This window comes from Ruegeria sp. BG11 (assembly GCF_056538565.1).
Window position 1 is genome coordinate 24105 of sequence record NZ_JBQFTH010000001.1, and the last position, 21408, is coordinate 45512.

General features: G+C 57.8%; 18 protein-coding genes and 3 tRNA genes. 9 read left to right on the forward strand and 12 right to left on the reverse strand.

All coding sequences use genetic code 11. The features are described from left to right. Positions 1-107 precede the first annotated feature (107 nt). The gene (gene lon, locus ACR0JF_RS00145; protein WP_170659458.1) at positions 108-2516 is read left to right on the forward strand and encodes an endopeptidase La; all 2409 of its coding nucleotides are present in this window, start codon (positions 108-110) and stop codon (positions 2514-2516) included. A gap of 37 nt (positions 2517-2553) precedes the next feature. Here the strand turns inward: lon and ACR0JF_RS00150 are convergent, their stop codons facing one another. The 3 genes from ACR0JF_RS00150 to ACR0JF_RS00160 form a co-directional block, all read right to left on the reverse strand. Further along, positions 2554-4140, reverse strand: coding sequence for an APC family permease (locus ACR0JF_RS00150; RefSeq protein WP_170659459.1), 1587 nt, complete (start codon positions 4138-4140; stop codon positions 2554-2556). A 90-nt stretch (positions 4141-4230) separates the two neighbouring features. Beyond that, a tRNA-Val gene (locus tag ACR0JF_RS00155) sits at positions 4231-4305 on the reverse strand. 91 nt (positions 4306-4396) lie between these two features. Beyond that, positions 4397-5116, reverse strand: a complete 720-nt coding sequence (locus ACR0JF_RS00160; RefSeq protein ID WP_170659460.1) for a porin — start codon at positions 5114-5116, stop codon at positions 4397-4399. Between the two features lie 289 nt (positions 5117-5405). Between ACR0JF_RS00160 and ACR0JF_RS00165 the strand changes: the two genes are divergently transcribed. The 3 genes from ACR0JF_RS00165 (at position 5406) to uvrA (ending at position 8638) form a co-directional block, all read left to right on the forward strand. Next, a tRNA-Asp gene (locus tag ACR0JF_RS00165) sits at positions 5406-5482 on the forward strand. A gap of 45 nt (positions 5483-5527) precedes the next feature. Continuing rightward, positions 5528-5604: transfer RNA gene (locus ACR0JF_RS00170), tRNA-Asp, on the forward strand. Positions 5605-5779: 175 nt separating this feature from the next. After that, positions 5780-8638 (forward strand): excinuclease ABC subunit UvrA, encoded by a 2859-nt coding sequence (uvrA, locus tag ACR0JF_RS00175; RefSeq protein ID WP_170659461.1) that lies wholly within the window; start codon positions 5780-5782, stop codon positions 8636-8638. Positions 8639-8717: 79 nt separating this feature from the next. On the opposite strand, the gene mmsB is transcribed toward uvrA, so the two are convergent. The 4 genes from mmsB to ACR0JF_RS00195 all read right to left on the reverse strand — a co-directional run bounded on the left by mmsB (position 8718) and on the right by ACR0JF_RS00195 (position 13006). Then, positions 8718-9590 carry a 3-hydroxyisobutyrate dehydrogenase gene (mmsB, locus tag ACR0JF_RS00180; RefSeq protein ID WP_170747543.1) on the reverse strand — a complete coding sequence of 291 codons (873 nt, stop codon included), beginning with the start codon at positions 9588-9590 and terminating at the stop codon, positions 8718-8720. A 3-nt stretch (positions 9591-9593) separates the two neighbouring features. After that, complete coding sequence (locus ACR0JF_RS00185) at positions 9594-10634, reverse strand: 3-hydroxyisobutyryl-CoA hydrolase (protein ID WP_170747542.1); 1041 nt, start codon at positions 10632-10634, stop codon at positions 9594-9596. 7 nt (positions 10635-10641) lie between these two features. Beyond that, positions 10642-11784: an acyl-CoA dehydrogenase family protein gene (locus ACR0JF_RS00190; RefSeq protein WP_170659462.1), complete on the reverse strand. Its 1143-nt coding sequence runs from the start codon at positions 11782-11784 to the stop codon at positions 10642-10644. 106 nt (positions 11785-11890) lie between these two features. Next, complete coding sequence (locus ACR0JF_RS00195) at positions 11891-13006, reverse strand: carboxylate-amine ligase (RefSeq protein WP_170638793.1); 1116 nt, start codon at positions 13004-13006, stop codon at positions 11891-11893. Positions 13007-13145: 139 nt separating this feature from the next. Here ACR0JF_RS00195 and ACR0JF_RS00200 point away from each other — a divergent pair, with 139 nt between their 5' ends. Both ACR0JF_RS00200 and ACR0JF_RS00205 read left to right on the forward strand, forming a co-directional pair. Then, positions 13146-13997: a class I SAM-dependent methyltransferase gene (locus tag ACR0JF_RS00200; RefSeq protein ID WP_170659463.1), complete on the forward strand. Its 852-nt coding sequence runs from the start codon at positions 13146-13148 to the stop codon at positions 13995-13997. 71 nt (positions 13998-14068) lie between these two features. Then, a complete protein-coding gene (locus ACR0JF_RS00205; RefSeq protein WP_170373597.1) occupies positions 14069-14545 on the forward strand; it encodes a fasciclin domain-containing protein in 477 nt (158 codons plus the stop codon). 71 nt (positions 14546-14616) lie between these two features. On the opposite strand, the gene ACR0JF_RS00210 is transcribed toward ACR0JF_RS00205, so the two are convergent. Further along, a complete protein-coding gene (locus ACR0JF_RS00210; protein WP_170641445.1) occupies positions 14617-15201 on the reverse strand; it encodes a L,D-transpeptidase in 585 nt (194 codons plus the stop codon). Positions 15202-15402: 201 nt separating this feature from the next. Then, a complete protein-coding gene (locus ACR0JF_RS00215) occupies positions 15403-16902 on the reverse strand; it encodes a CoA-acylating methylmalonate-semialdehyde dehydrogenase (protein ID WP_170467131.1) in 1500 nt (499 codons plus the stop codon). A 103-nt stretch (positions 16903-17005) separates the two neighbouring features. Here ACR0JF_RS00215 and ACR0JF_RS00220 point away from each other — a divergent pair, with 103 nt between their 5' ends. The 3 genes from ACR0JF_RS00220 to coaD all read left to right on the forward strand — a co-directional run bounded on the left by ACR0JF_RS00220 (position 17006) and on the right by coaD (position 18979). Next, complete coding sequence (locus ACR0JF_RS00220; protein ID WP_170659464.1) at positions 17006-17908, forward strand: LysR family transcriptional regulator; 903 nt, start codon at positions 17006-17008, stop codon at positions 17906-17908. A gap of 60 nt (positions 17909-17968) precedes the next feature. Beyond that, positions 17969-18406 carry a CBS domain-containing protein gene (locus ACR0JF_RS00225; RefSeq protein WP_170659465.1) on the forward strand — a complete coding sequence of 146 codons (438 nt, stop codon included), beginning with the start codon at positions 17969-17971 and terminating at the stop codon, positions 18404-18406. A gap of 81 nt (positions 18407-18487) precedes the next feature. Next, on the forward strand, positions 18488-18979 hold the full coding sequence (gene coaD, locus ACR0JF_RS00230) for a pantetheine-phosphate adenylyltransferase (protein ID WP_170548987.1): 492 nt from the start codon (positions 18488-18490) through the stop codon (positions 18977-18979). Here coaD and gap (ACR0JF_RS00235) read toward each other — a convergent pair. The 3 genes from gap (ACR0JF_RS00235) to gap (ACR0JF_RS00245) all read right to left on the reverse strand — a co-directional run bounded on the left by gap (ACR0JF_RS00235) (position 18971) and on the right by gap (ACR0JF_RS00245) (position 21274). Then, positions 18971-19975: a type I glyceraldehyde-3-phosphate dehydrogenase gene (gene gap / locus ACR0JF_RS00235; RefSeq protein WP_480668842.1), complete on the reverse strand. Its 1005-nt coding sequence runs from the start codon at positions 19973-19975 to the stop codon at positions 18971-18973. The two genes, coaD and gap (ACR0JF_RS00235), sit on opposite strands and share 9 nt — an antisense overlap. Before the next feature lie 82 nt (positions 19976-20057). Further along, on the reverse strand, positions 20058-20201 hold the full coding sequence (locus ACR0JF_RS00240; protein ID WP_170458101.1) for a hypothetical protein: 144 nt from the start codon (positions 20199-20201) through the stop codon (positions 20058-20060). 71 nt (positions 20202-20272) lie between these two features. Then, positions 20273-21274, reverse strand: coding sequence for a type I glyceraldehyde-3-phosphate dehydrogenase (gene gap, locus ACR0JF_RS00245; RefSeq protein WP_480668843.1), 1002 nt, complete (start codon positions 21272-21274; stop codon positions 20273-20275). Positions 21275-21408 lie beyond the last annotated feature (134 nt).

The window sequence follows — 21408 nt, forward strand, 5'->3', positions numbered from 1 at the left end:
TGAAATAGGGCGGTAACAGCCCCACCTTAAACCATCCAAGACAGGAGACGGCCAGTGGTTGCCTAAAGCAGGGACCAGAGCCGTCTTGCCAATGATAAGGATAGAGCATGCAAGAGCCTCTGAATTCCTCATACCCCGTCCTGCCGCTGCGCGATATTGTGGTGTTCCCGCATATGATCGTGCCGCTGTTCGTGGGCCGAGACAAATCGGTCCGCGCGCTGGAAGAGGTCATGCAGGATGATAAGCAAATTCTGTTGTCCAGCCAGATCGACCCCAGTGTCGATGATCCGGATGTGGATGGTATCTATCAGGCCGGCGTTCTGGCCAATGTTCTGCAGCTGCTGAAATTGCCCGACGGCACCGTCAAGGTGCTGGTCGAAGGGCAGGCGCGTGTGCAGATTACGGAATTTCTTGAAAACGATCAGTTTTTCGAAGCCCGTGCCGAGTATCTGACCGAAATCCCCGGCGATGTCACCACGACCGAAGCGCTGCTGCGCACCGTCGCGGATGAGTTTGAGCGCTATGCCAAGGTTCGCAAGAACATCCCCGAGGAAGCTTTGGCTGCCGTGGGTGAGACCACCGAGCCTGCCAAACTGGCCGACCTTGTGTCGGGTCATCTGGGCATTGAGGTCGAACAAAAGCAGGAACTGCTTGAGACGCTCTCGGTCAGCGAGCGGCTTGAGAAGGTCTATGGCCTGATGCAGGGCGAAATGTCGGTTCTGCAGGTCGAGAAAAAGATCAAGACCCGCGTCAAATCTCAGATGGAGAAGACCCAGCGCGAGTATTATCTGAATGAGCAGATGAAGGCCATTCAGAAGGAGCTTGGTGACGGTGAGGACGGTTCGAACGAAGTTGCCGAGCTGGAAGAGAAGATCAACGAGACCAAACTGTCGAAAGAGGCGCGCGAAAAGGCTGAAGGCGAGCTGAAGAAGCTGCGCAACATGAGCCCGATGTCGGCTGAGGCCACCGTTGTGCGCAACTATCTGGACTGGATTCTGTCGCTGCCATGGGGCACCAAATCCCGCGTCAAAAAGGATCTGGGCCGGGCGCAGGACATTCTGGATGCCGATCACTACGGGCTTGAGAAGGTCAAGGAGCGGATCGTTGAGTATCTGGCGGTTCAACAGCGTTCGAAAAAGCTGAAAGGCCCGATCCTGTGCCTTGTTGGCCCTCCGGGCGTGGGTAAAACCTCGCTGGGTAAATCGGTTGCCAAAGCCACGGGGCGCGAGTTCATTCGCATCTCGCTTGGTGGTGTACGCGACGAATCCGAGATTCGTGGCCACCGCCGGACGTATATTGGCTCGATGCCCGGTAAGATCATTCAGGCGCTGAAAAAGGCGAAAACAACGAACCCGCTGATCTTGCTCGATGAGATCGACAAGATGGGGCAGGACTTCCGTGGCGATCCGGCCTCGGCGATGCTCGAGGTGTTGGACCCGGAACAGAACAGCACGTTCATGGACCACTACCTTGAGGTCGAATATGACCTGTCCAACGTGATGTTCCTGACCACGTCGAACAGCTACAACATGCCTGGGCCTCTGCTGGACCGGATGGAGATAATCCCGCTGGCCGGTTACACCGAAGAGGAAAAATCCGAGATCGCCAAACAGCACCTGATCAGCAAGCAGGTCAAAAACCATGGTCTGAAAGCCAAGGAATTTGAACTGACTGATGAGGCGCTGCAGTCGATCATCCGCACTTACACTCGCGAGGCGGGCGTGCGGAACCTCGAACGTGAAATCGCAAAAGTGGCGCGGAAGTCGCTGACCAAGATCATCAAGAAAGAGGCTGACTCGGTTACCGTGACGCCTGAGAATCTGGATGATTTCCTCGGCGTGCCCAAGTTCCGCTATGGTCTGGCTGAACAGGACGATCAAGTTGGCGTCGTGACCGGTCTGGCATGGACGTCTGTTGGTGGAGACCTGCTGCATATCGAGGCGCTGAAATTGCCCGGCAAGGGGCGGATGAAGACCACCGGTAAACTGGGCGATGTGATGAAGGAATCCATCGACGCAGCCTCGTCCTATGTGCGCTCAATTTCGCCTCAGATCGGGGTGAAGCCGCCTCAGTTCGACAAGATCGATATCCACGTACACGTGCCGGATGGCGCGACGCCTAAGGATGGCCCGTCGGCTGGTTTGGCGATGGTGACTTCGATAGTCTCGGTCCTGACCGGTATCCCGGTACGCAAGGACATCGCCATGACTGGTGAGGTCTCACTGCGCGGGAATGCGATGCCGATCGGTGGTTTGAAGGAAAAACTGCTGGCGGCTCTGCGCGGTGGCATCAAGACAGTTCTGATCCCGGAAGAGAATGAAAAGGATCTGGCCGACATTCCGGACAACGTGAAAGAAGGGCTGGAGATCATCCCGGTCGAACACGTCTCGGAAGTGCTGAAACAGGCGCTTGTGGAAACTCCTGAGCCCATCGAATGGGACGAAGCTGCGGAAGAGGCTGCGGCTGCGGCAGCAAAAGCGGCTGAAAGCTCAGGGCCGTCTGCAACGGCGCACTAAGACACAAAAAAAGGCGGGGCTGGTCCCCGCCTTTTTACTATAGTCCGATAACAGGTTGTTTCGGGTCTAAAATTTCCTCTTCTTCGATGTATTTCTGAAACTTAACGTCTGCCAAAGACGACCGGACGGCGATCATGAAGATCGATGTTGAGAACAGAATGCAGACCAGAATATCCCAGCCGAACGGGATGAGTTTTAGAGCACCCTCTCCGAACTGGCCAAATACTGAGATCACACCGATGCCGACGAAATAGGGCATCAGCCAACGAGCTTCGACTACATCCATTTCGTCCAGGCGATTGTGAAAGCGGATCAGCAACAAGATCATGCCGATGATCAGCGCGATACCTAGACGCCAGACGGTGTCCCATCCGCTCCAATAAACGATAAGTGTCGCGATGGCGAAGGCCAGAGCGCCTACGAAGTGGACAGCGGGGATTCGGATCGAGCGAGGGTGATCTGGCATCAGCTTTCTGAGGCATACGACAGCGATTGGGCCTACCGCGAAGGACAAAACAATGGCCGCCCCGTTCAATGCGATGACCGTGGTAAACGGGACTGTAAGCAGAAACAAAAGTCCGATCCCGAAATTCAGCAAAAGCGCCCAGAGGGGTACTCCGAACGAGGACAACCGCATTATGCGATGAGGCAGAAATCCGTTCTTCGACAGGGCCATGGCAATCCGGGCATTCGAACCTGTTGCAACAAGTCCGTTGCCGAACGGTCCGATGACTGAGCCGACATTCAATACACTTAGGAACCAGACAATGCCGACAGACATAATCACGGCATCCAACGGCCCTTCACCGCCGAAGCTGAGACTGGACCAGCCTTGTGCAAGCGAGGTTGGATCAAGGGCGCCGATGAATGCGATCTGTAGGGCTAGATAGATGGCCGCACACATCACGATCGAGAGGACCAGTGCGGCTGGGATTGCGAATTTCGGGTTGCGGACCTCACCCGCCATATCGACGATGTGACGAAATCCGATGAAGGAAAAGATCACGCCCCCAGTCGACACCGCAGCCATGATGCCTTGCAGTCCGTATGGGGCGAACCCGTCGGGTCGGCTGAAGTTCTGAACCTCAAACCTGCTCACGATCAAGAGTACTGAGAGAATGATCGGAATCGCTATTTTCGCCCAGGTTAGGGTGGCGTTGACACGCGTGAAGAATTTGACGCCCAAGGCGTTTACAACAACGAATAGCAGCATGAAGGACAGAGCAACCAGCACACCTGCGCTCGTCAGATCTCCGGTCTCGGCAGTGTGCAACCACGGCGCATAGGGGGCTAAGTATTTCAACATTGCCTCAACCTCGATGGGCGCAGTGGTGTTGTAGCCGATCCAGGCCGTCCAACCCATTGCCATCGCGACGATGTTGCCATGAGAGAATTGAGGAACCCGAGCAATCCCGCCGGGGATAGGCAGCATGGCCGAGATTTCGGCGAAGGTGATGGCCAGAACAAACATGGCCACCGCGCCAATGATCCAGGACAGAACCGCAGCTGGTCCTGCATGTTGCACAGCCAAGAGCGGGCCGAACAACCATCCAGAGCCTATAATGCCGCCAACGGAAATGAAGGTCAGACCCAATAGGCCAATGTCACGCTTCAATTTGGCCATCTGCGTCAACCCTTTACACTGCGTATATCAAGGATACGCAGGCGGCTTCTGACCTGACAAGCGTTGTCTGGAGATGGGAAAAACTGGAGGTGGTGGGTGATAAGAGATTTGAACTCCTGACATCTTCGATGTGAACGAAGCGCTCTACCACTGAGCTAATCACCCATTGCTCGGCGTCTTATCGCAGCTCATTCCCGGCTGCAAGACTTATAGGGGCGGGACCCCGGCCAGTATGCAAGCCGGAGTCTGATGTTCTTTAGAGGCCGGGCAGTTTGTCCAGAACGCCACGGCGTCCGAAGGTTGTGCCGCGCTCGTTGCCCAGATTGATACGGACACCTGCGCCAAGGAAGGGTTCGGTGCTGCTGGCGCTGCCGATGGACAGGTGGGCTGCGCCGAATTCGCCGTAAACCTGTGCATTGGTGCCAACATTATAGGTCGCGCCAATCGAAAATGCGCTGACGTCCAAAGCACCTTCAATATCGTTTACGTAGTCGTATTTGCCGATCACAGTCCATTTCTCGGTGACGGCTCCTCCGGCCGAAAAGCCCAGGATCACACCATCTGCGTCAGAGAATTCTTTCAGATCTTGAAAGCCCAGATACCCTTCGATCTGTGCAGGGCCTGCGCCGAAACCGGCCTCAACGCCGTAGAATTGGAACGTCTCGTCTTCGATATGGTCCTGCCCGTAGAAAGCACCGAATGAGGCGTTTTGTGTATGCAGATTGGCGTGCAAGGTGACGCTTGTACCGTCAAAGTCCTCATCCTCGAACCGATAAGCGCCGGCATCCAGCTGCAGGCTGAACGCACGGGAAAACGCCAACTCGCCCGCGCCGTTGAGGTTGTAGACATCGCCAAGATCGCTGTCCGTGAAGGTAGAATAACCCAGGTCTACATATCCGCCGGTCACCTCGACGGCATATGCTGCGCCAGTCAGTAGAAGGCTGGTCAATGCACTGGTAACAATGATTTTTTTCATGTTGCTGTTCCGATTTGTGTTTTTGTTGGCGCGGGTCAAAATGAGACTAACGCGCATGAGTGTCTGGTTAGTTTTTATCGTTAAGGATGAGTAGGGGTTTGGCTCGATTTCAATATGCTGTTGCAGGTGGGGCACAAATGCGCGGTCCCACGCGCCGCGCCTCGAAGGATGGCCGAGGAGTGGCTGCAAACAAAAATCAGGCTTCTGGCAAAAAACTTTAAAACGCCGCTTGACGATGCCCGAGCGTAGCCATAATACACCCCAACGTTCAGCAACGAACGGGCAGCGGGCGGTTGTAGCTCAGTTGGTTAGAGTACCGGCCTGTCACGCCGGGGGTCGCGGGTTCGAGCCCCGTCAACCGCGCCATCGCTGCCAGACTTGGTCCAGTATAAAGGCCACGAAAAAAGATGCGCGGTTGTAGCTCAGTTGGTTAGAGTACCGGCCTGTCACGCCGGGGGTCGCGGGTTCGAGCCCCGTCAACCGCGCCATTTTTCCTTGAAAGTTCCGTAAATCACTGGTTCATGGCGCGAGGTCGGCGTTGTTTCGGGCTGATGTCAGTAAGTGTCGGCAATAATCTGTTCGTTCACAGTTTGTTCTAACATTTCTGTTGGAGACTCAGCGCCGCTCGCCTATCTCTGAGGGACGTGTTTGTTGGGGGCCAGAATGGCTGAGCTTAAGAATATCGAGGTGCGCGGCGCGCGCGAGCATAACCTCAAGAGCATCGACGTGGATATCCCGCGCGACCAGCTGGTGGTGATCACCGGGTTGTCTGGCTCGGGCAAATCCTCGTTGGCCTTCGACACGATCTATGCCGAGGGTCAGCGTCGCTATGTCGAAAGCCTCTCGGCCTATGCGCGGCAATTCCTGGATATGATGGAAAAACCGGATGTGGACCATATCAGCGGTCTATCTCCGGCGATTTCGATCGAACAGAAGACCACGTCCAAGAACCCGCGCTCGACCGTTGGAACGGTGACCGAAATCTATGACTACATGCGCCTGCTGTTTGCACGTGCGGGCACGCCGTATAGCCCCGCGACTGGTCTGCCGATCGAAGCGCAGCAAGTACAGGACATGGTCGACCGGATCATTACGATGGAAGAGGGCACGCGCGGTTACCTTCTGGCCCCCATCGTGCGCGACCGGAAGGGCGAGTATAAGAAAGAGTTCCTCGAACTGCGCAAACAGGGCTTCCAGCGCGTCAAGGTGGATGGTGAGTTCTATGAACTGGATGAACCGCCGACATTGGACAAGAAATTCCGCCACGATATCGATGTGGTTGTGGATCGTCTCGTCGTTCGCGAGGGGATGGAGACGCGGCTGGCCGACAGCCTGCGCACCGCTCTGGATCTGGCTGATGGGATCGCGATTCTGGAAACCGCGCCGCGCGAAGGGGATCCCGAACGGATTACTTTCAGTGAAAACTTTGCCTGCCCGGTCAGTGGCTTTACGATTCCTGAAATCGAACCCCGGCTGTTTTCGTTCAACGCGCCGTTCGGGGCCTGCCCGGATTGCGATGGTTTGGGGGTTGAGCTGTTCTTTGACGAACGCCTCGTGGTGCCGGACCAGACACTGAAGCTGTATGACGGGGCACTAGCGCCGTGGCGAAAGGGGAAGTCTCCGTATTTCCTGCAAACCATTGAAGCCATCGCGCGCCACTATGAGTTCGACAAGAGCACGCCGTGGAAAGACCTACCCAAGAAGGTGCAACAGGTGTTTCTGCGCGGCTCTGGGGATGAGGAAATCCAGTTCCGCTATGATGAGGGTGGGCGTGTCTATCAGGTGACGCGCAACTTCGAGGGCGTGATTCCGAATATGGAGCGTCGCTACCGCGAGACTGACAGCGCCTGGATTCGGGAAGAGTTTGAGCGCTACCAGAACAACCGTCCGTGCGGCACCTGCGAAGGCTACCGCCTGCGCGCGGAAGCCTTGGCCGTAAAGATCGCAGGCCTGCATGTGGGTCAGGTGGTCGAGATGTCGATCCGCGAGGCTCTGGCTTGGGTCGAGGACGCGCCGAACCATCTGAGCGTTCAGAAAAATGAAATCGCGCGGGCGATTCTGAAAGAGATTCGCGAACGCCTTGGGTTCCTGAATAACGTTGGTTTGGAATACCTTACGCTGTCGCGTTCAAGTGGTACTTTGTCTGGCGGTGAAAGCCAGCGTATTCGTCTTGCCAGCCAGATCGGATCGGGCCTGACTGGCGTTCTCTATGTTCTGGACGAGCCGTCAATCGGCCTACACCAACGGGACAATGATCGCCTGTTGGGCACTCTGAAAAACCTGCGAGATCAGGGCAACACGGTGATCGTCGTTGAGCACGATGAGGAAGCGATCCGTGAGGCCGACTACGTGTTCGACATCGGCCCTGGCGCGGGTGTTCATGGCGGGCAGGTTGTAAGCAAGGGAACGCCCGCCGAGATCACGGCAGATGCGGCCTCCGTCACGGGACAATATCTGGCTGGTACGCGAGAAATTGCGGTGCCTACCGAACGGCGCAAGGGCAACAAGAAAAAGCTGACCGTGGTGAAAGCGACGGGCAACAACCTCAAGAACGTGACGGCCGAGTTCCCTCTGGGCAAATTCGTCTGTGTGACCGGCGTGTCGGGTGGGGGCAAGTCGACGCTGACGATTGAGACGCTGTTCAAAACCGCCTCGATGCGGTTGAACGGCGCGCGCCAGACGCCTGCGCCGTGCGAAACGATCAAAGGGTTGGAGCATCTGGACAAGGTCATCGACATCGATCAGCGTCCCATCGGGCGGACTCCGCGTTCGAATCCAGCGACTTACACCGGGGCGTTCACGCCGATCCGTGACTGGTTCGCAGGATTGCCCGAGGCCAAAGCGCGCGGCTACAAGCCCGGGCGGTTCAGTTTCAACGTCAAAGGCGGCCGGTGCGAGGCGTGTCAGGGCGACGGTGTCATCAAGATCGAGATGCACTTTCTGCCCGATGTCTATGTCACCTGCGAGACCTGCAAGGGCGCGCGGTACAATCGCGAGACGCTGGAGATCAAATTCAAAGGCAAGTCCATCGCCGATGTGCTGGATATGACGGTCGAAGACGCGCAGGAGTTCTTCAAGGCCGTGCCGTCGATCCGCGATAAGATGGATGCTCTGGCGCGTGTTGGGCTGGGCTATATAAAGGTAGGCCAACAGGCGACCACGCTGTCTGGAGGTGAGGCGCAGCGGGTCAAACTGTCGAAGGAGTTGTCGAAGCGCTCAACCGGGCGGACACTGTATATTCTGGATGAGCCGACGACGGGTTTGCATTTCGAAGATGTTCGTAAGTTGTTGGAAGTTCTGCATGAACTGGTCGATCAGGGGAATACGGTTGTCGTGATCGAACACAATCTGGACGTTGTGAAAACCGCGGACCACATCATTGATATCGGCCCGGAAGGTGGCGATGGCGGTGGCGAGATCGTTGCCACCGGAACACCGGAAGAGGTGGCCGAGGTCGAGCGGAGCCACACGGGGCGTTACCTCAAGCCGATGCTTTCAGGCACCCGTGTCGCGGCTGAATAGGCTGCGACACGGTTTTTTGCGAGTCTCTGCCTCGCGCTCCGGGATATTTTTAGCCAGATGAATGAAGGATCCTTGCGCCTTATACTCGGCTGCGTTTTTCAAATCTAGGCAGCATGGCTGAGAAATCCATGCCCAAACCACCTTCGGCTTCAACGAACTGCTGATAGAGCGCAGTTGCGGCTTGGCCCATCGGGGTGTCTGCATCGGCGCTTTCGGCTGCTTGCTGGCTGAGGCGAAGGTCTTTCAGCATCAATTCGGCGGCGAAGCCCGGCTGATAGTCATTGTCCGCGGGGCTGGTGGGGCCGACTCCGGGGGCGGGGCAATAGGCGTTCATGGTCCAGCTATAGCCGGAGGACGTGCTGACCACGTCGAACATCTTTTGCCGGTCCAGGCCCAGTTTGTCGGCCAGCGCGAAGGCCTCGCAGGTTGCGATCATGGTGACGCCGAGGATCATGTTGTTGCAGATTTTTGCCGCTTGTCCAGCACCGGCCTCACCGCAATGCACGGCTTTTTGACCCATGATGTCGAAGAGCGGGGCGGCCTTGGCAAAGGCGTCGGATGATCCGCCAGCCATGAAGGTCAGGGTACCAGCTGAGGCCCCTCCGATTCCGCCGGAGACCGGCGCGTCCACGGACAGAAGATGCGCGGCGATGGCTTGCTCTGCCACGGCTCGGGCGCTGTCTACGTCGACAGTCGAACAGTCTATCAACACCGCGCCCTGTTGCATGGTCGGGATGATCTGGTTGGCGACCGCGCGCAGGATGTCGCCGTTCGGCAGCATGGTGATGACGGCATCGGCGCCCGAGACGGCCTCTGTTGCGGATTGCGCTTTCGTCACGCCATCAACGCGAACGCCCACCGTGTCGAAACCTGTCACCTGATGCCCGGCCTTCGAAAGGTTGGCCGCCATCGGCGCGCCCATATTGCCCAAGCCGATAAAACCGATTTGCATCTCTTAATCCTCCTGAAAAGTCAGTGCGTTCGCGCCAAGCGGTTGCAGCATTTTCGACACCGCAACAGCGGGGACTTTCATATCCGGGTACTGCCAGCTTGGGCTACGATCCCTATCTATGATCAGCGCGCGGATACCTTCGATGAGATCTCCGTGTTCCTGCGCGCGGTAGGTGAAGCGGTACTCCATATCCAATGCACGGTGCATGGTCAGGGACGGGCCGCGCAGGCGGTGGATCATCTCAACCGTGCAGGCCATGGAGAGCGGGGAATGCTGACGCATCATGTCCAGCGCTTTCGACGGGAAATCAGTCTCTTCTGAGCGAAGGGTGATGAGGATATCCTCGAGCGTTTCGCCTGCAAAATACTGGTCGATCTCGGGTTGCATCTGCTGCAGTTTCCCGTCGGGTGCGGGTTGGGCGTGATCGGTGACAAGTTCGGCATTGCCCGACGCCTCGAGCAGTTCGATCAGGTCCGGCCAGGTGGCTTGAGGGATGAAGTGATCGGCGAAACCGGCGTAGATAGCATCCGCTGGTCCCATCCGTAATGCTGTGAGGCCTAGATATTCGCCAAGCCGCCCAGGCGCCAATGCCAACATCAACGAGCCGCCGACATCCGGAACCAGCCCGATCGCGCATTCCGGCATCGAGATTTTCGACGTCTCTCCGACCACGCGATGGGTTCCGTGGCAGCCGATGCCGACTCCGCCGCCCATTGTGAAACCCTGCAGAAAGCTGATGATGGGTTTGGGGTACGCGAAGATCAGCGCATTCAGGCGGTATTCATCGCGCCAGAAGGTTTGCCCGTGTGAGAAATCCCCTGCGAGTCCGGTTTCAAAGAGTTTGGCAATGTCGCCGCCTGCGCAAAAGGCTTTGTCGCCCTCGGCGTCGATGATGATCAGGTCGACCTCGTCGTCTTCGCGCCAGTTGCGCAGGGCGGTGTCGATGGCCATGCACATCTCATAGCTCAGGGCGTTCAATGCCTTTGGGCGGGTCAGGGTGATGCGCCCGGCGCGACCGGTCGTGCGAATGTCGATGTCAGGCATGATCCCCTCAGGTTCCGGCCAGCAGGTGGCGCGCCACGATCACGCGCATGATTTCGTTTGTGCCTTCCAGTATCTGATGCACCCGCAGGTCGCGCACAAGCTTTTCGATACCATAGTCGGCAAGATATCCGTAGCCGCCATGCAATTGCAGGCATTGATCCACAACATTTGAGCCGGTCTCGGTCACGAATTTCTTGGCCATAGCGCAGAATTTCGACGCATCCGGCGCGCCTTGATCCAGTTTCCAGGCGGCCTGTCGCAGGAAGGTGCGCGCGGCCTGCAATTCGATCTCCATATCGGCCAGACGGAATTGCAGAGCCTGGAACTGGTCGATGGATTGGCCGAATGCCTTCCGTTCAGACATATATTGCAAGGTCATGTTCAATCCGGCCTGCGCAGCCCCAAGCGAGCAGGAGGCGATGTTCAGACGCCCTCCATCAAGGCCCATCATGGCGTATTTGAAGCCGTCGCCTTCGGAACCGACCAAATTGCCCGCGGGGATGTTGCAATCGTCGAACTGGACCTGCGCGGTGGGTTGGCTTTTCCAGCCCATCTTCTGTTCCAGCGCTCCAAAGCTCAGACCCGGCGTGCCGTCTTCGACATAGACGGTCGAGATTCCTTTTGGACCTTCCGCGCCCGTGCGGACCATGCAGACATAGGCATCCGAGTATCCGCCACCCGAGATGAAGGCCTTGGTACCGTTCAGAGTGTAGCCCTCGTTCGTGCGCTCAGCCCGCGTCTTCAACGCGGCGGCGTCCGAGCCGGAGCCGGGTTCGGTCAGGCAATAGCTCAGCACTGTATTCAGGCTCAGTACATCGGGCATGACCCGTGATTTCAGCTCATCACTGGCGAAACTGTCCAGCATCTTGGCGCACATATTGTGGATCGACAGGAACGCCGCGACCGAGGGGCAGGCCATGGACAGCGCCTCGAACACGAGGGTTGCGTCGAGACGGCTGAGATCGGCTCCGCCGCTGTCTTCCGAGACGTAGAGCGCGCCAAAGCCAAGCTCTCCGATACGGGGCCAAAGCTCTTTGGGGATTGTGCCTTCGGCCTCCCACTGGTGGGCGAATGGGGCGATGTTGTCCTGCCCAAATCCATAGGCCATATCGAAAATGGCCGTTTGTTCCTCGGTCAGCCCGAAATCCATTGCGCACCCTCCCACAGGCAAAGAATTGAACGATTGTTTATTTCGCAATCGTTACAGAACTATTTCAGGATGAGCAATCCTGAGAGCTGTTTGAGTGTAGAGTTCGCTAAAGGTCCGCGTGAAACTCTTCGATCAGATGGCGGACAACGGCTTGGCCTGGGTCTTCGCCCTTCGCGACAGCTTCGGCATGGACGCGCCGTTGGCGGGTGGCCGAGGTGCCTGTCTCGGCGATCTGACGCAGGCGGGCGAGTTCGGTCATGGTCCCCAACGCCTCAGCATCTTCAGCCAACATTCCCATGAGTTCGCCGATCAGCTCGGCCATGGGTTTGATCGACCGATCCCCAAAATCAATCAGCCCTTCGCCGACCCCATAGCGTTGCGCACGCCAGCGGTTTTCACCGATCAGGAAGCGGTCATATTGCCGCCAGCGCAGATTACGGGCCTTCAGGCGACACAGCATACGGGTCAAGGCCTGCACGAGCGCGGCCAGAGATAAGGTGTGCTCAAGCCGCGGCTGGACGTCCATGATGCGTGTTTCCAGCGTCGGGAATCGATGGGAAGGGCGCAGATCCCACCATATTTTCGTAGTATCCTCGATCACGCCAAGCTCGACCAACACGCCGGTTGTGCGTTCGTACTCGCTCCAACTGTTGTAGACCGGCGGCAATCCCGTGCGCGGTAGGTTGTCGAACACGGTCAGGCGGTAGGAGGACAGCCCCGTATCCTCGCCATTCCAGAAAGGGGAGGACGCCGAAAGTGCCAGCAGATGCGGCAGGAAATAACTAAGCTGCGGCATCAGGTCTGCGCGTAGGGCCGGGTCCTCAACCCCAACATGCACATGCATCCCGCAAATCAGCATCCGCCGCGCAACGCCGCCCAAAGCGTGTTGCAGCGCATCGTAACGCTCTTTCCGTGTGTGGTGCTGTTTTTTCCAATCGGCGAAAGGATGGCAGGACACGGCGATCGGGCTTAGGTTGTACTCGGCGGCCCGCTTTGACACACAGGACCGAAGACGCCTGAGATCTTCGCGCGCGCTTTTGACGGTCGTGTGGGGGCGGGTACCAACTTCGATTTGACACTGCAGAAATTCAGGGCTGACCTGTCCTTCGAAATCGGCCTGGCAGGCTTCCATCAATGCGGATGGGGCTTCGGCCAGATGCAGGCTGTCGCGGTCGACCAGCAGGTATTCTTCTTCAATGCCGATCGTGAAATCTTGTTGCATGGGCCTACCTGCCGTTTTCCAATGCAATCAGTGAATACGTAAATCAACGTTTTGCCAAGGGTTTGCCGCTGCGCTGCTTGCAGAGCGACCGCAAGCAGCGCTAAGGAACGGGCAGCAATGCGATAACGGAGCCGGCCTCGTGAAACCCAGAAAATTCCCACAGATCAACGCAGCCCTTGATGAGCTAGGGGTGAAGCTGGTCGACAAGGTGACCGAACAGGACGAACGCGCCCGGCTGGAGGCGTTCGAGCGGGCAGGCGGGCTGGAGCGCCCCGCTTACGCGCTGTCACCGGGAATGGAAAGCTTCGACATCGCGCAGCTGATCGCCGAATACGGCCAGCACAAGGATGCGCTGGAGGCATTGAAGAACCCGGCCAAGAACCAGACGGGCTACCTGCTGGGCAACGGGTATTATGACAGCCCCGATGCTGACGCTCTGTATTTGATGATCCGCAGGTTCAAACCGAAACGCGTGATCGAGGTTGGTTGCGGCAACTCAACCCGCGTGACGCGGCAAGCTATCCTCGACGGAGGGTTGGACACGCAGATTACAGCCATCGACCCGTATCCGCGCGCGGACATCGCGCATGTGGTCGATGCGTTCGAACAAAAAAGGCTTGAGGAGGTAGATCCGGCTCTGTTCGAACAGCTTGAGGCGGGGGACGTTCTGTTCATCGATTCCAGCCATGTTGTTAGGATGAGCAATGACGTCGCACATCTCTTTTGCCGCATCATCCCGACGCTGAAACCGGGCGTTGTCATCCACGTGCATGATGTTTTTTTACCTTACGAATATCCCAAGCGTTTTTTCTACGACTGTCCAGGTTGGGGTGAGCAGTACATGTTGCACGCCCTTCTGCAATCTGGAGCGTTTTCAATGCTTTGGCCGGGGTATTATCTGCAACAGGACCGCCCCGATGCGTGTGACGCGCTACCGTTTTTGAACGTTGGCCGGGCGCAGAGTATCTGGGTTCAGACTAAAGAACAGTGATCCTAAAGTGATCCGGTGTGAAACACGCGCCGTACCCCTTTCCATAACAAGCTGGAGAGGAGAAGACAGCCATGTTTCGTCGTACATTGATGGGCGCTGCCGCCGCCGTTGCACTTGCCATGCCGATTAAGGCTCAGGCAGCTGACATCGTTGACACCGCCGTATCTGCGGGATCGTTCACCACACTGGTCGCAGCCGTTCAGGCCGCCGGTCTGGTCGACACGCTGAAGGGCAACGGCCCGTTCACCGTTTTTGCACCGACGGATGAGGCGTTTGCTGCTCTGCCCGAGGGCACAGTCGAAAGCCTGCTGCTGCCGGAAAACAAGGACAAACTGGTTGAGATTCTGACCTACCACGTTGTGCCTGCCAAAGTGATGTCGGGTGATATCGCTGGCAAGCGCGCGAAGGTTCTGACCGTTCAGGGCGATCGCCTGAGCGTCAACGCTAAAAACGGTGTTCGCGTGAATGGCGCTGATGTGGTGCAGGCCGACATCGAAGCCAGCAATGGCGTTATCCATGTGGTCGATGAGGTTATTCTGCCCGAATAACCTTGGCGTCCCGCCAAACAAAAAGCCCCGGTCTTGATGACCGGGGCTTTGCTGTTTTTTAGTTTTAGACCTCAGACCAAACGTACCTGCGTGCCGATTTGGACCAGAGGGTACAGCTCTTCCACATGTTGGTTGTAAAGGCCGATACAGCCGGAGGAACTCTGCCGTCCGATCTTGCGGGTGTCGTGGGTTCCATGGACCAGATAAGCTGGCCAGCCCAGGTACATCGCGCGCGTGCCCAGCGGGTTGCCGGGGTCACCACCCTCCATCCGAACGGGCAGAGACGGATCGCGTTCCCGCATCGAGGCGGTTGGCGTCCATGTCGGGTATTCGGCCTTGCGGACAACCTTGGTGTAGCCGCGCCTAGTCAGCTCTTCACTCATCGGAACCGAGCTGGGATACAGCTTATACGTCCCGTCCGGCCCCCAATAGTGAACCGCGCGGCTGGTGATGTCGGCCAGCAGGCAGCCCGCACCCAGCTGATCAAAATGGTCTTGCCAGTTCTGCTGCGAGAATGACGAGACATTTCGGCGTACCGGTAGTTGCGTGCTGATCGCGTCTTCGCTTTGCGGGAAGGCGTCAGAACTTTGCGCGCGGACGAGGGCCGGAGTGGCCAGAACGGATGCGGCCCCCAAAAGGGCCGAACGGCGAGTCATGTTGGATTTGGACAAGGCGACCTCCGGAGGTTCATTCTGCTCGAATATATAGTTGCGTTGAAAATATTTGCCAGGCTCGAAAATAGCCAGCCTTTACAGCTTGAATTTATCGTGAGTTTCCGGGTTTGGAGGGTTCTGGCGGAACCCTGCCAATGAAAAACCCGGCCAGAGCGGCCGGGTTTGAAGAGATTTGGCTTTGGATCAGTCCATCGCTTTGAAGTTGAACTCGCCACCTTCCTTGATGCCCGACGGCCAGCGGGCCGTGACAGTCTTGGTGCGGGTGTAGAACTTGAAGCTATCCGGGCCGTGCTGGTTCAGGTCACCGAACATGGATTTCTTCCAGCCACCAAAGGTGTGGTAGGCCAGCGGAACCGGGATTGGGACGTTGATGCCAACCATGCCGATGTTGATCCGGCTCGCGAAGTCACGTGCAGTGTCACCATCGCGCGTGAAGATCGCGGTGCCGTTGCCGTATTCATGGTCCATCGCCAAGCCAATCGCCTCTTCGTAGGAGCCTGCGCGAACTGTCGACAGGACCGGGCCGAAGATTTCCTGCTTGTAGATATCCATGTCAGGCGTCACGTGGTCGAACAGGTGCGGGCCGACAAAGAAACCGTCCTCATAGCCCTGCAGGCTGAAATCGCGGTTGTCGACGACCAGTTTCGCGCCTTGTTCCACACCCGAGTTGATAAGGCCGAGGATACGCTCTTTCGCGGCTCCGGTCACAACGGGGCCCATGTCCACGTCGTCTCCGGCGGTGTAGGGGCCGACTTTCAGCTTTTCGACGCGCGGGATCAGTTTCTCGATCAAACGGTCTGCGGTTTCTTCGCCCACAGGAACGGCAACCGAGATCGCCATGCAGCGTTCGCCCGCCGCGCCGAAGCCTGCACCGACCAGCGCGTCTGCAGCTTGGTCCAGATCCGCGTCGGGCATGACGATCATGTGGTTCTTGGCGCCGCCAAAGCACTGCGCACGTTTGCCGTTGGCCGTCGCGCGGCTGTAGATGTATTGTGCGATCGGGGTCGAGCCTACAAAGCTGACGCCCTGAATGATTTCGCTGTCTAGGATGGTGTCCACGGCCTCTTTGTCGCCATTGACGACCTGGAAGACGCCCTTGGGCAGGCCGGCCTCGATGAACAGTTCGGCCAGCATCAGAGGAACCGAGGGGTCACGCTCGGACGGTTTCAGAACCACGGCGTTGCCGCAAGCCAGTGCCGGACCAACGTGCCACAGAGGCATCATCGCCGGGAAGTTGAACGGCATGATCGAACCGACAACACCCAGAGGCTGGCGCATCGAGTACATGTCGATACCCGGACCTGCGCTGTCGGTGAACTCTCCTTTCAGCATTTGCGGTGCGCCGATGCAATATTCGATCACTTCCAGTCCGCGCTGCAGGTCGCCCTTGGCGTCAGGGATGGTCTTGCCATGCTCACGGCTCAGCGCTTCGGCCAGTTTGTCCATGTCGCGGTTCATCAGGCCGACCATGGCCATCATGACGCGCGCGCGCTTCTGCGGGTTGGTCGCGCCCCATGCGGGCTGCGCGGCTGCGGCGGCTTCGATCGCGGCGGTGGTTTCGGCCGCGCTTGCCATTGGGCATTTGTACTGAACTTCACCCGTTGCCGGGTTGAAAACGTCATCAAAACGGCCCGAGGTTCCGGCCACGTTCTCGCCATTGATGAAATGAGTCAGATCTTGCATTGCAAACTCCTCCGATATGTTTGCGCGCAGAATAGGCTTGCAGAAATAACCTGAACAGAGGCAATGTCTCAAAAGAGCTTTGCAAAAATGCAAGAAGGGTAGGATGACACCAAATTGGGATGATATGCGCGTTTTTCTTGCCGTAGCGCGCGAGGAAAGCCTGTCTTCGGCGGGGCGTATCCTCAAGATCGACCCAGCTACTGTTGGCCGGAGGATCGCCCGTTTGGAGGGCAGTCTGGACGCGCAGCTTTTCACCAAGTCGCAACAAGGTTACATTTTAACGACCGCTGGGGAACGCCTGTTGGATCACGGCCTTCAAGCCGAAGAGGCGATGCGCGCTGCCGCTGGCGCAGTGGTTGGGTCGACCGAGTCGCTGAGTGGTCAGATTCGGATCGGCGCTCCGGATGGTTCGGCGAACTACCTGTTGCCTCAGGTCTGCGCGAAGATCAGCGATGCCAATCCAGATTTGGATATTCAGATCCTGGCGCTGCCCAGGATCATCAACCTGTCGCGGCGTGAGGCGGATATGGCTGTCACGGTCAGCTCTCCGACCGCAGGCAAGCTGCTGGTGCAAAAGGTCAGCGACTACAAACTGCATCTGGTTGCGGCGCAGAAATATCTGGACCGACACACCCCGATCCAGACGGTCGAGGACCTGAAAGCCCACCGTTTGATTGGCTATATCCCGGATATGATCTTCGATCGCGAGTTGGACTACCTCAATGATTTGGGAATCGACCGGGTGGCGCTTGCATCGAACTCGGTACCTGTTCAATTGCGTCAGGCGGCGCTTGGGGCGGGGATCTGTGTTGCGCATGACTTCACGCTTCCGTTTCATCCGAACCTGCGCAGGTTGTTGACTGATCAGGTCAGTCTGACCCGCAGCTTTCATCTGGTTCGGCATCAAGGCGATCAGCGAAACGAACGCCTCAACCGCTTTGCGCAGGCATTGACCCGTGGGATTCGCGACGAAGTTGCACGGCTTGAGGCGGAAGCCGGAACTTGACACACATGACCATTCCGGCAACGCTTTGGAAAACAGTACGTTATTGCCGGAGGTTTTTTTATGCTCGTTCAAGCCATTCTGACATCCAAAGCCACCGATGAGGTGGTGACCGTCGCTCCATCCGCGACTGTGTCCGAGGCGGCGAAGATACTGGCGGAAAGACGCATCGGTACAGTTGTTGTCTCAGAGGACGGAGGCAGCACGGCCGTCGGTATCCTGTCCGAACGCGACATTGTCCGAGAGCTGGCGGCCAGCGGCAGCGGTTGCCTGAACCAATCGGTCGATAGCTATATGACCAAGGACCTGATCACCGCGACACGACAGGAATCGGTCGAAGATATTCTGGCCCGTATGACCGAAGGCCGGTTCCGCCACATGCCGATTGTCGAGGATGGCAAGCTTGTCGGCATCGTCACCCTTGGGGACGTGGTCAAGGCGCAACTGACCGAGCTTGCAATGGAAAAAGACGCCCTGCAGGGCATGATCATGGGGCATTGAGGGGGCAGGGCATATCGCCCTCTTGCACCTGCAGCATGATTGTGTTTGCTATCGCCCAGTTTTTGAACGCAGGAGAGCGTGATGCGGGTTGGCCTTTATCCCGGAACTTTTGACCCGATCACCTTGGGGCATATCGACATCATCCGTCGGGCCTCGGCGCTGGTGGACAAGCTGGTGATCGGCGTGGCCATTAACCGCGACAAAGGGCCTTTGTTTTCACTGGAAGAACGTGTTGCCATGATCGAGGCGGAATGCGCGCATCTGTCAGAACAGACCGGGACCCAGATCGTGGCGCATCCGTTCGAGAACCTGCTGATCGACTGCGCGCGGGATGTGGGCGCGCAGGTCATCGTGCGGGGGCTGCGGGCCGTTGCTGATTTTGAGTATGAATTCCAGATGGTTGGCATGAACCGGGCTCTGGACGATTCCATCGAGACCGTGTTCCTGATGGCCGAAGCGCGGCATCAGGCCATTGCTTCGAAACTGGTGAAAGAGATCGCGCGATTAGGCGGGGACGTGTCGAAATTCGTCACGCCCCGCGTGAATGTGGCCCTTAAAGAGCGGTTAGGATAGCGCGCCCATCGCAGCGGCTGTGTCCAGCATCCGGTTCGAGAAGCCCCATTCGTTGTCATACCACGCCAGAACACGGACCAGCGTGCCATCCGTGACCTTGGTCTCGGCCAGCGACACGGTCGAGCTATGGGCATCGTGGTTGAAATCAATCGAGATCAGCGGACGGTTTTCTGCGGCCAGAACGCCGGGGGTTTTGGCAGCGGCCTCAACAAACAGGGCGTTGACCTCGTCCTCGGTCGTCGGGCGAGAGACCTCGGCCACCAGATCAACCACCGAGACATTCGGGGTTGGAACGCGGATCGCCTGACCGGTCAGTTTGCCCGCCAACTGCGGCAGAACCAGTCCAACAGCTGCGGCGGCGCCGGTGGTTGTCGGGATCATCGACAGAGCCGCCGCGCGTGACAGGTAGGGGTCTTTGCCCGCGGTGTCATGCACCGGCTGGCTTGCGGTATAGGCGTGAACGGTAGTCATGTTGCCGTGCACGATCCCCAATCCGGCATCCAGCGCCGCAGCAACAGGCGACAGGCAGTTGGTGGTGCATGAGGCATTCGACACGATCGTGTCCTCAGTGGTCAGTTCGGAGTCGTTCACCCCAAATACGATCGTCTTGACGCCGCCGTCTCCACGGGCCGGGGCCGAGATCAGAACCTTCTTGGAGCCGTTCTTCAGGTGACGCTCAGCCGCTTCCCGGGTCCGGAATACGCCAGTGCATTCCAGTACAACATCGACATCCGACCAGTCCAACGCTTCGGGATCGCGTTCGCTGGTCAGACGGATCGGACCCGCGCCGACGTCGAGACCGGCCTCGGACAGCGTGACGGGCTTGGAGTAGCGGCCATGAACACTGTCAAACTCGAACAGATGGGCGTTCATTTCCGGCTTGGCCAGATCGTTGATCGCAACGATTTCAACGTCGGTCCGTCCCGACTCCATAACCGCGCGCAAAACGCCGCGCCCGATACGTCCAAATCCGTTAATGGCCAGTTTAAGTGTCATGTCCTGCTCCGTCAGAGTCTCTGCTCGAAATGAGTTAGCGCTAACAAAGCGAGATCGGCGAGAAAGTCAAGTAAAACCTTGCTCAGCGCCAGAAGGCGAGCCAGTCGAGAAAGTCGTAAAGTTTCTTGCCGAGGAACAGAAAATGCTCAGTTCCGAACAGGGCATAGTCCAGCATGATTGCGCCAAGGATCAGCAGCGCCAGCCAGATGGCGATTTGATTTGTCATGAGGGCCCCGAACAAAAACGCCCGCTCAGATAACCTGAGCGGGCGAAGCTGTTCAAGCGATCATGGGAAAATCAGTTAAGGCGTCCCATGGCGACGGCGACATCGGCCATACGAACCGAGAAGCCCCATTCATTGTCATACCACGCCAACACGCGGACCATGCGGTTGTCGACCACGCGGGTCTGATCCGGTGCGAAGATCGAGCTTTCCTCGGTATGGTTGAAATCTGTCGAGACCAGCGGCGCGGGCTCATAGCCCAGAACGCGTTGCATCGGGCCTTTGGCAGCTTCTTCAACGATTGCGTTGACCTCATCAACGGTCACGTCGCGCGAGGCTCGGAAGCTCAGGTCTACGGCCGAAACATTCGGAGTAGGGACGCGGATCGCCGAGCCGTCCAGACGACCTTTCAAGTTGGGCAGAACCTCGCCCAAGGCAGCCGCCGCGCCGGTCGAGGTCGGGATCATCGACATCGCCGCCGCGCGGGCACGGTACAGGTCGCTATGACGACGGTCCAGTGTCGGCTGGTCGCCAGTATAGGCATGGATGGTGGTCATGATACCGTGTTCGATGCCGACACCTTCGTCCAGAACCTTGGCAAGCGGAGCAAGGCAGTTGGTGGTGCAGGAGCCGTTCGAGACCATGTTGTCATTCGCGGTCAGCGTGTTGTGGTTCACGCCGAACACGATGGTCTTGTCGACATTCTTGCCGGGGGCCGACAGCAGAACCTTTCGCGCGCCGCGATCCAAGTGGGTTTTAGCCTTGGTGCCGTCGTTAAACTTGCCGGTGCATTCCAAAACGACGTCGCAGCCTTCCCAATCCAGTTCGTTCATGTCGTAGGTCGAGAACATCTGCATCGGGCCTCGGCCCAGATCCATGGTGTCGCCTTCGATCGATACTTCGCGCGGGAAACGGCCGTGAATGCTGTCATATTTCAGCAGATGCGCCGATGTTTCGAGCGGGCCGGTGGCGTTGACTTTGATCACTTCGATGTCGTTGCGGCCCGAGGCGGCAATGTGCGACAGGGTACAGCGGCCAATGCGGCCAAAACCATTGATACCGACCTTGATGGTCATGTGACGTCTCCAAATGCGCTTGCGTTTGAGGCCATATAGCCTTGAAACCGGAATCTCAAAAGGGCAAAAACGGCATATTTTTAAGGTGTTAGCGCAAACCTGGGCAGATTGCGCTAACGCTTGCGCTAGCTGTT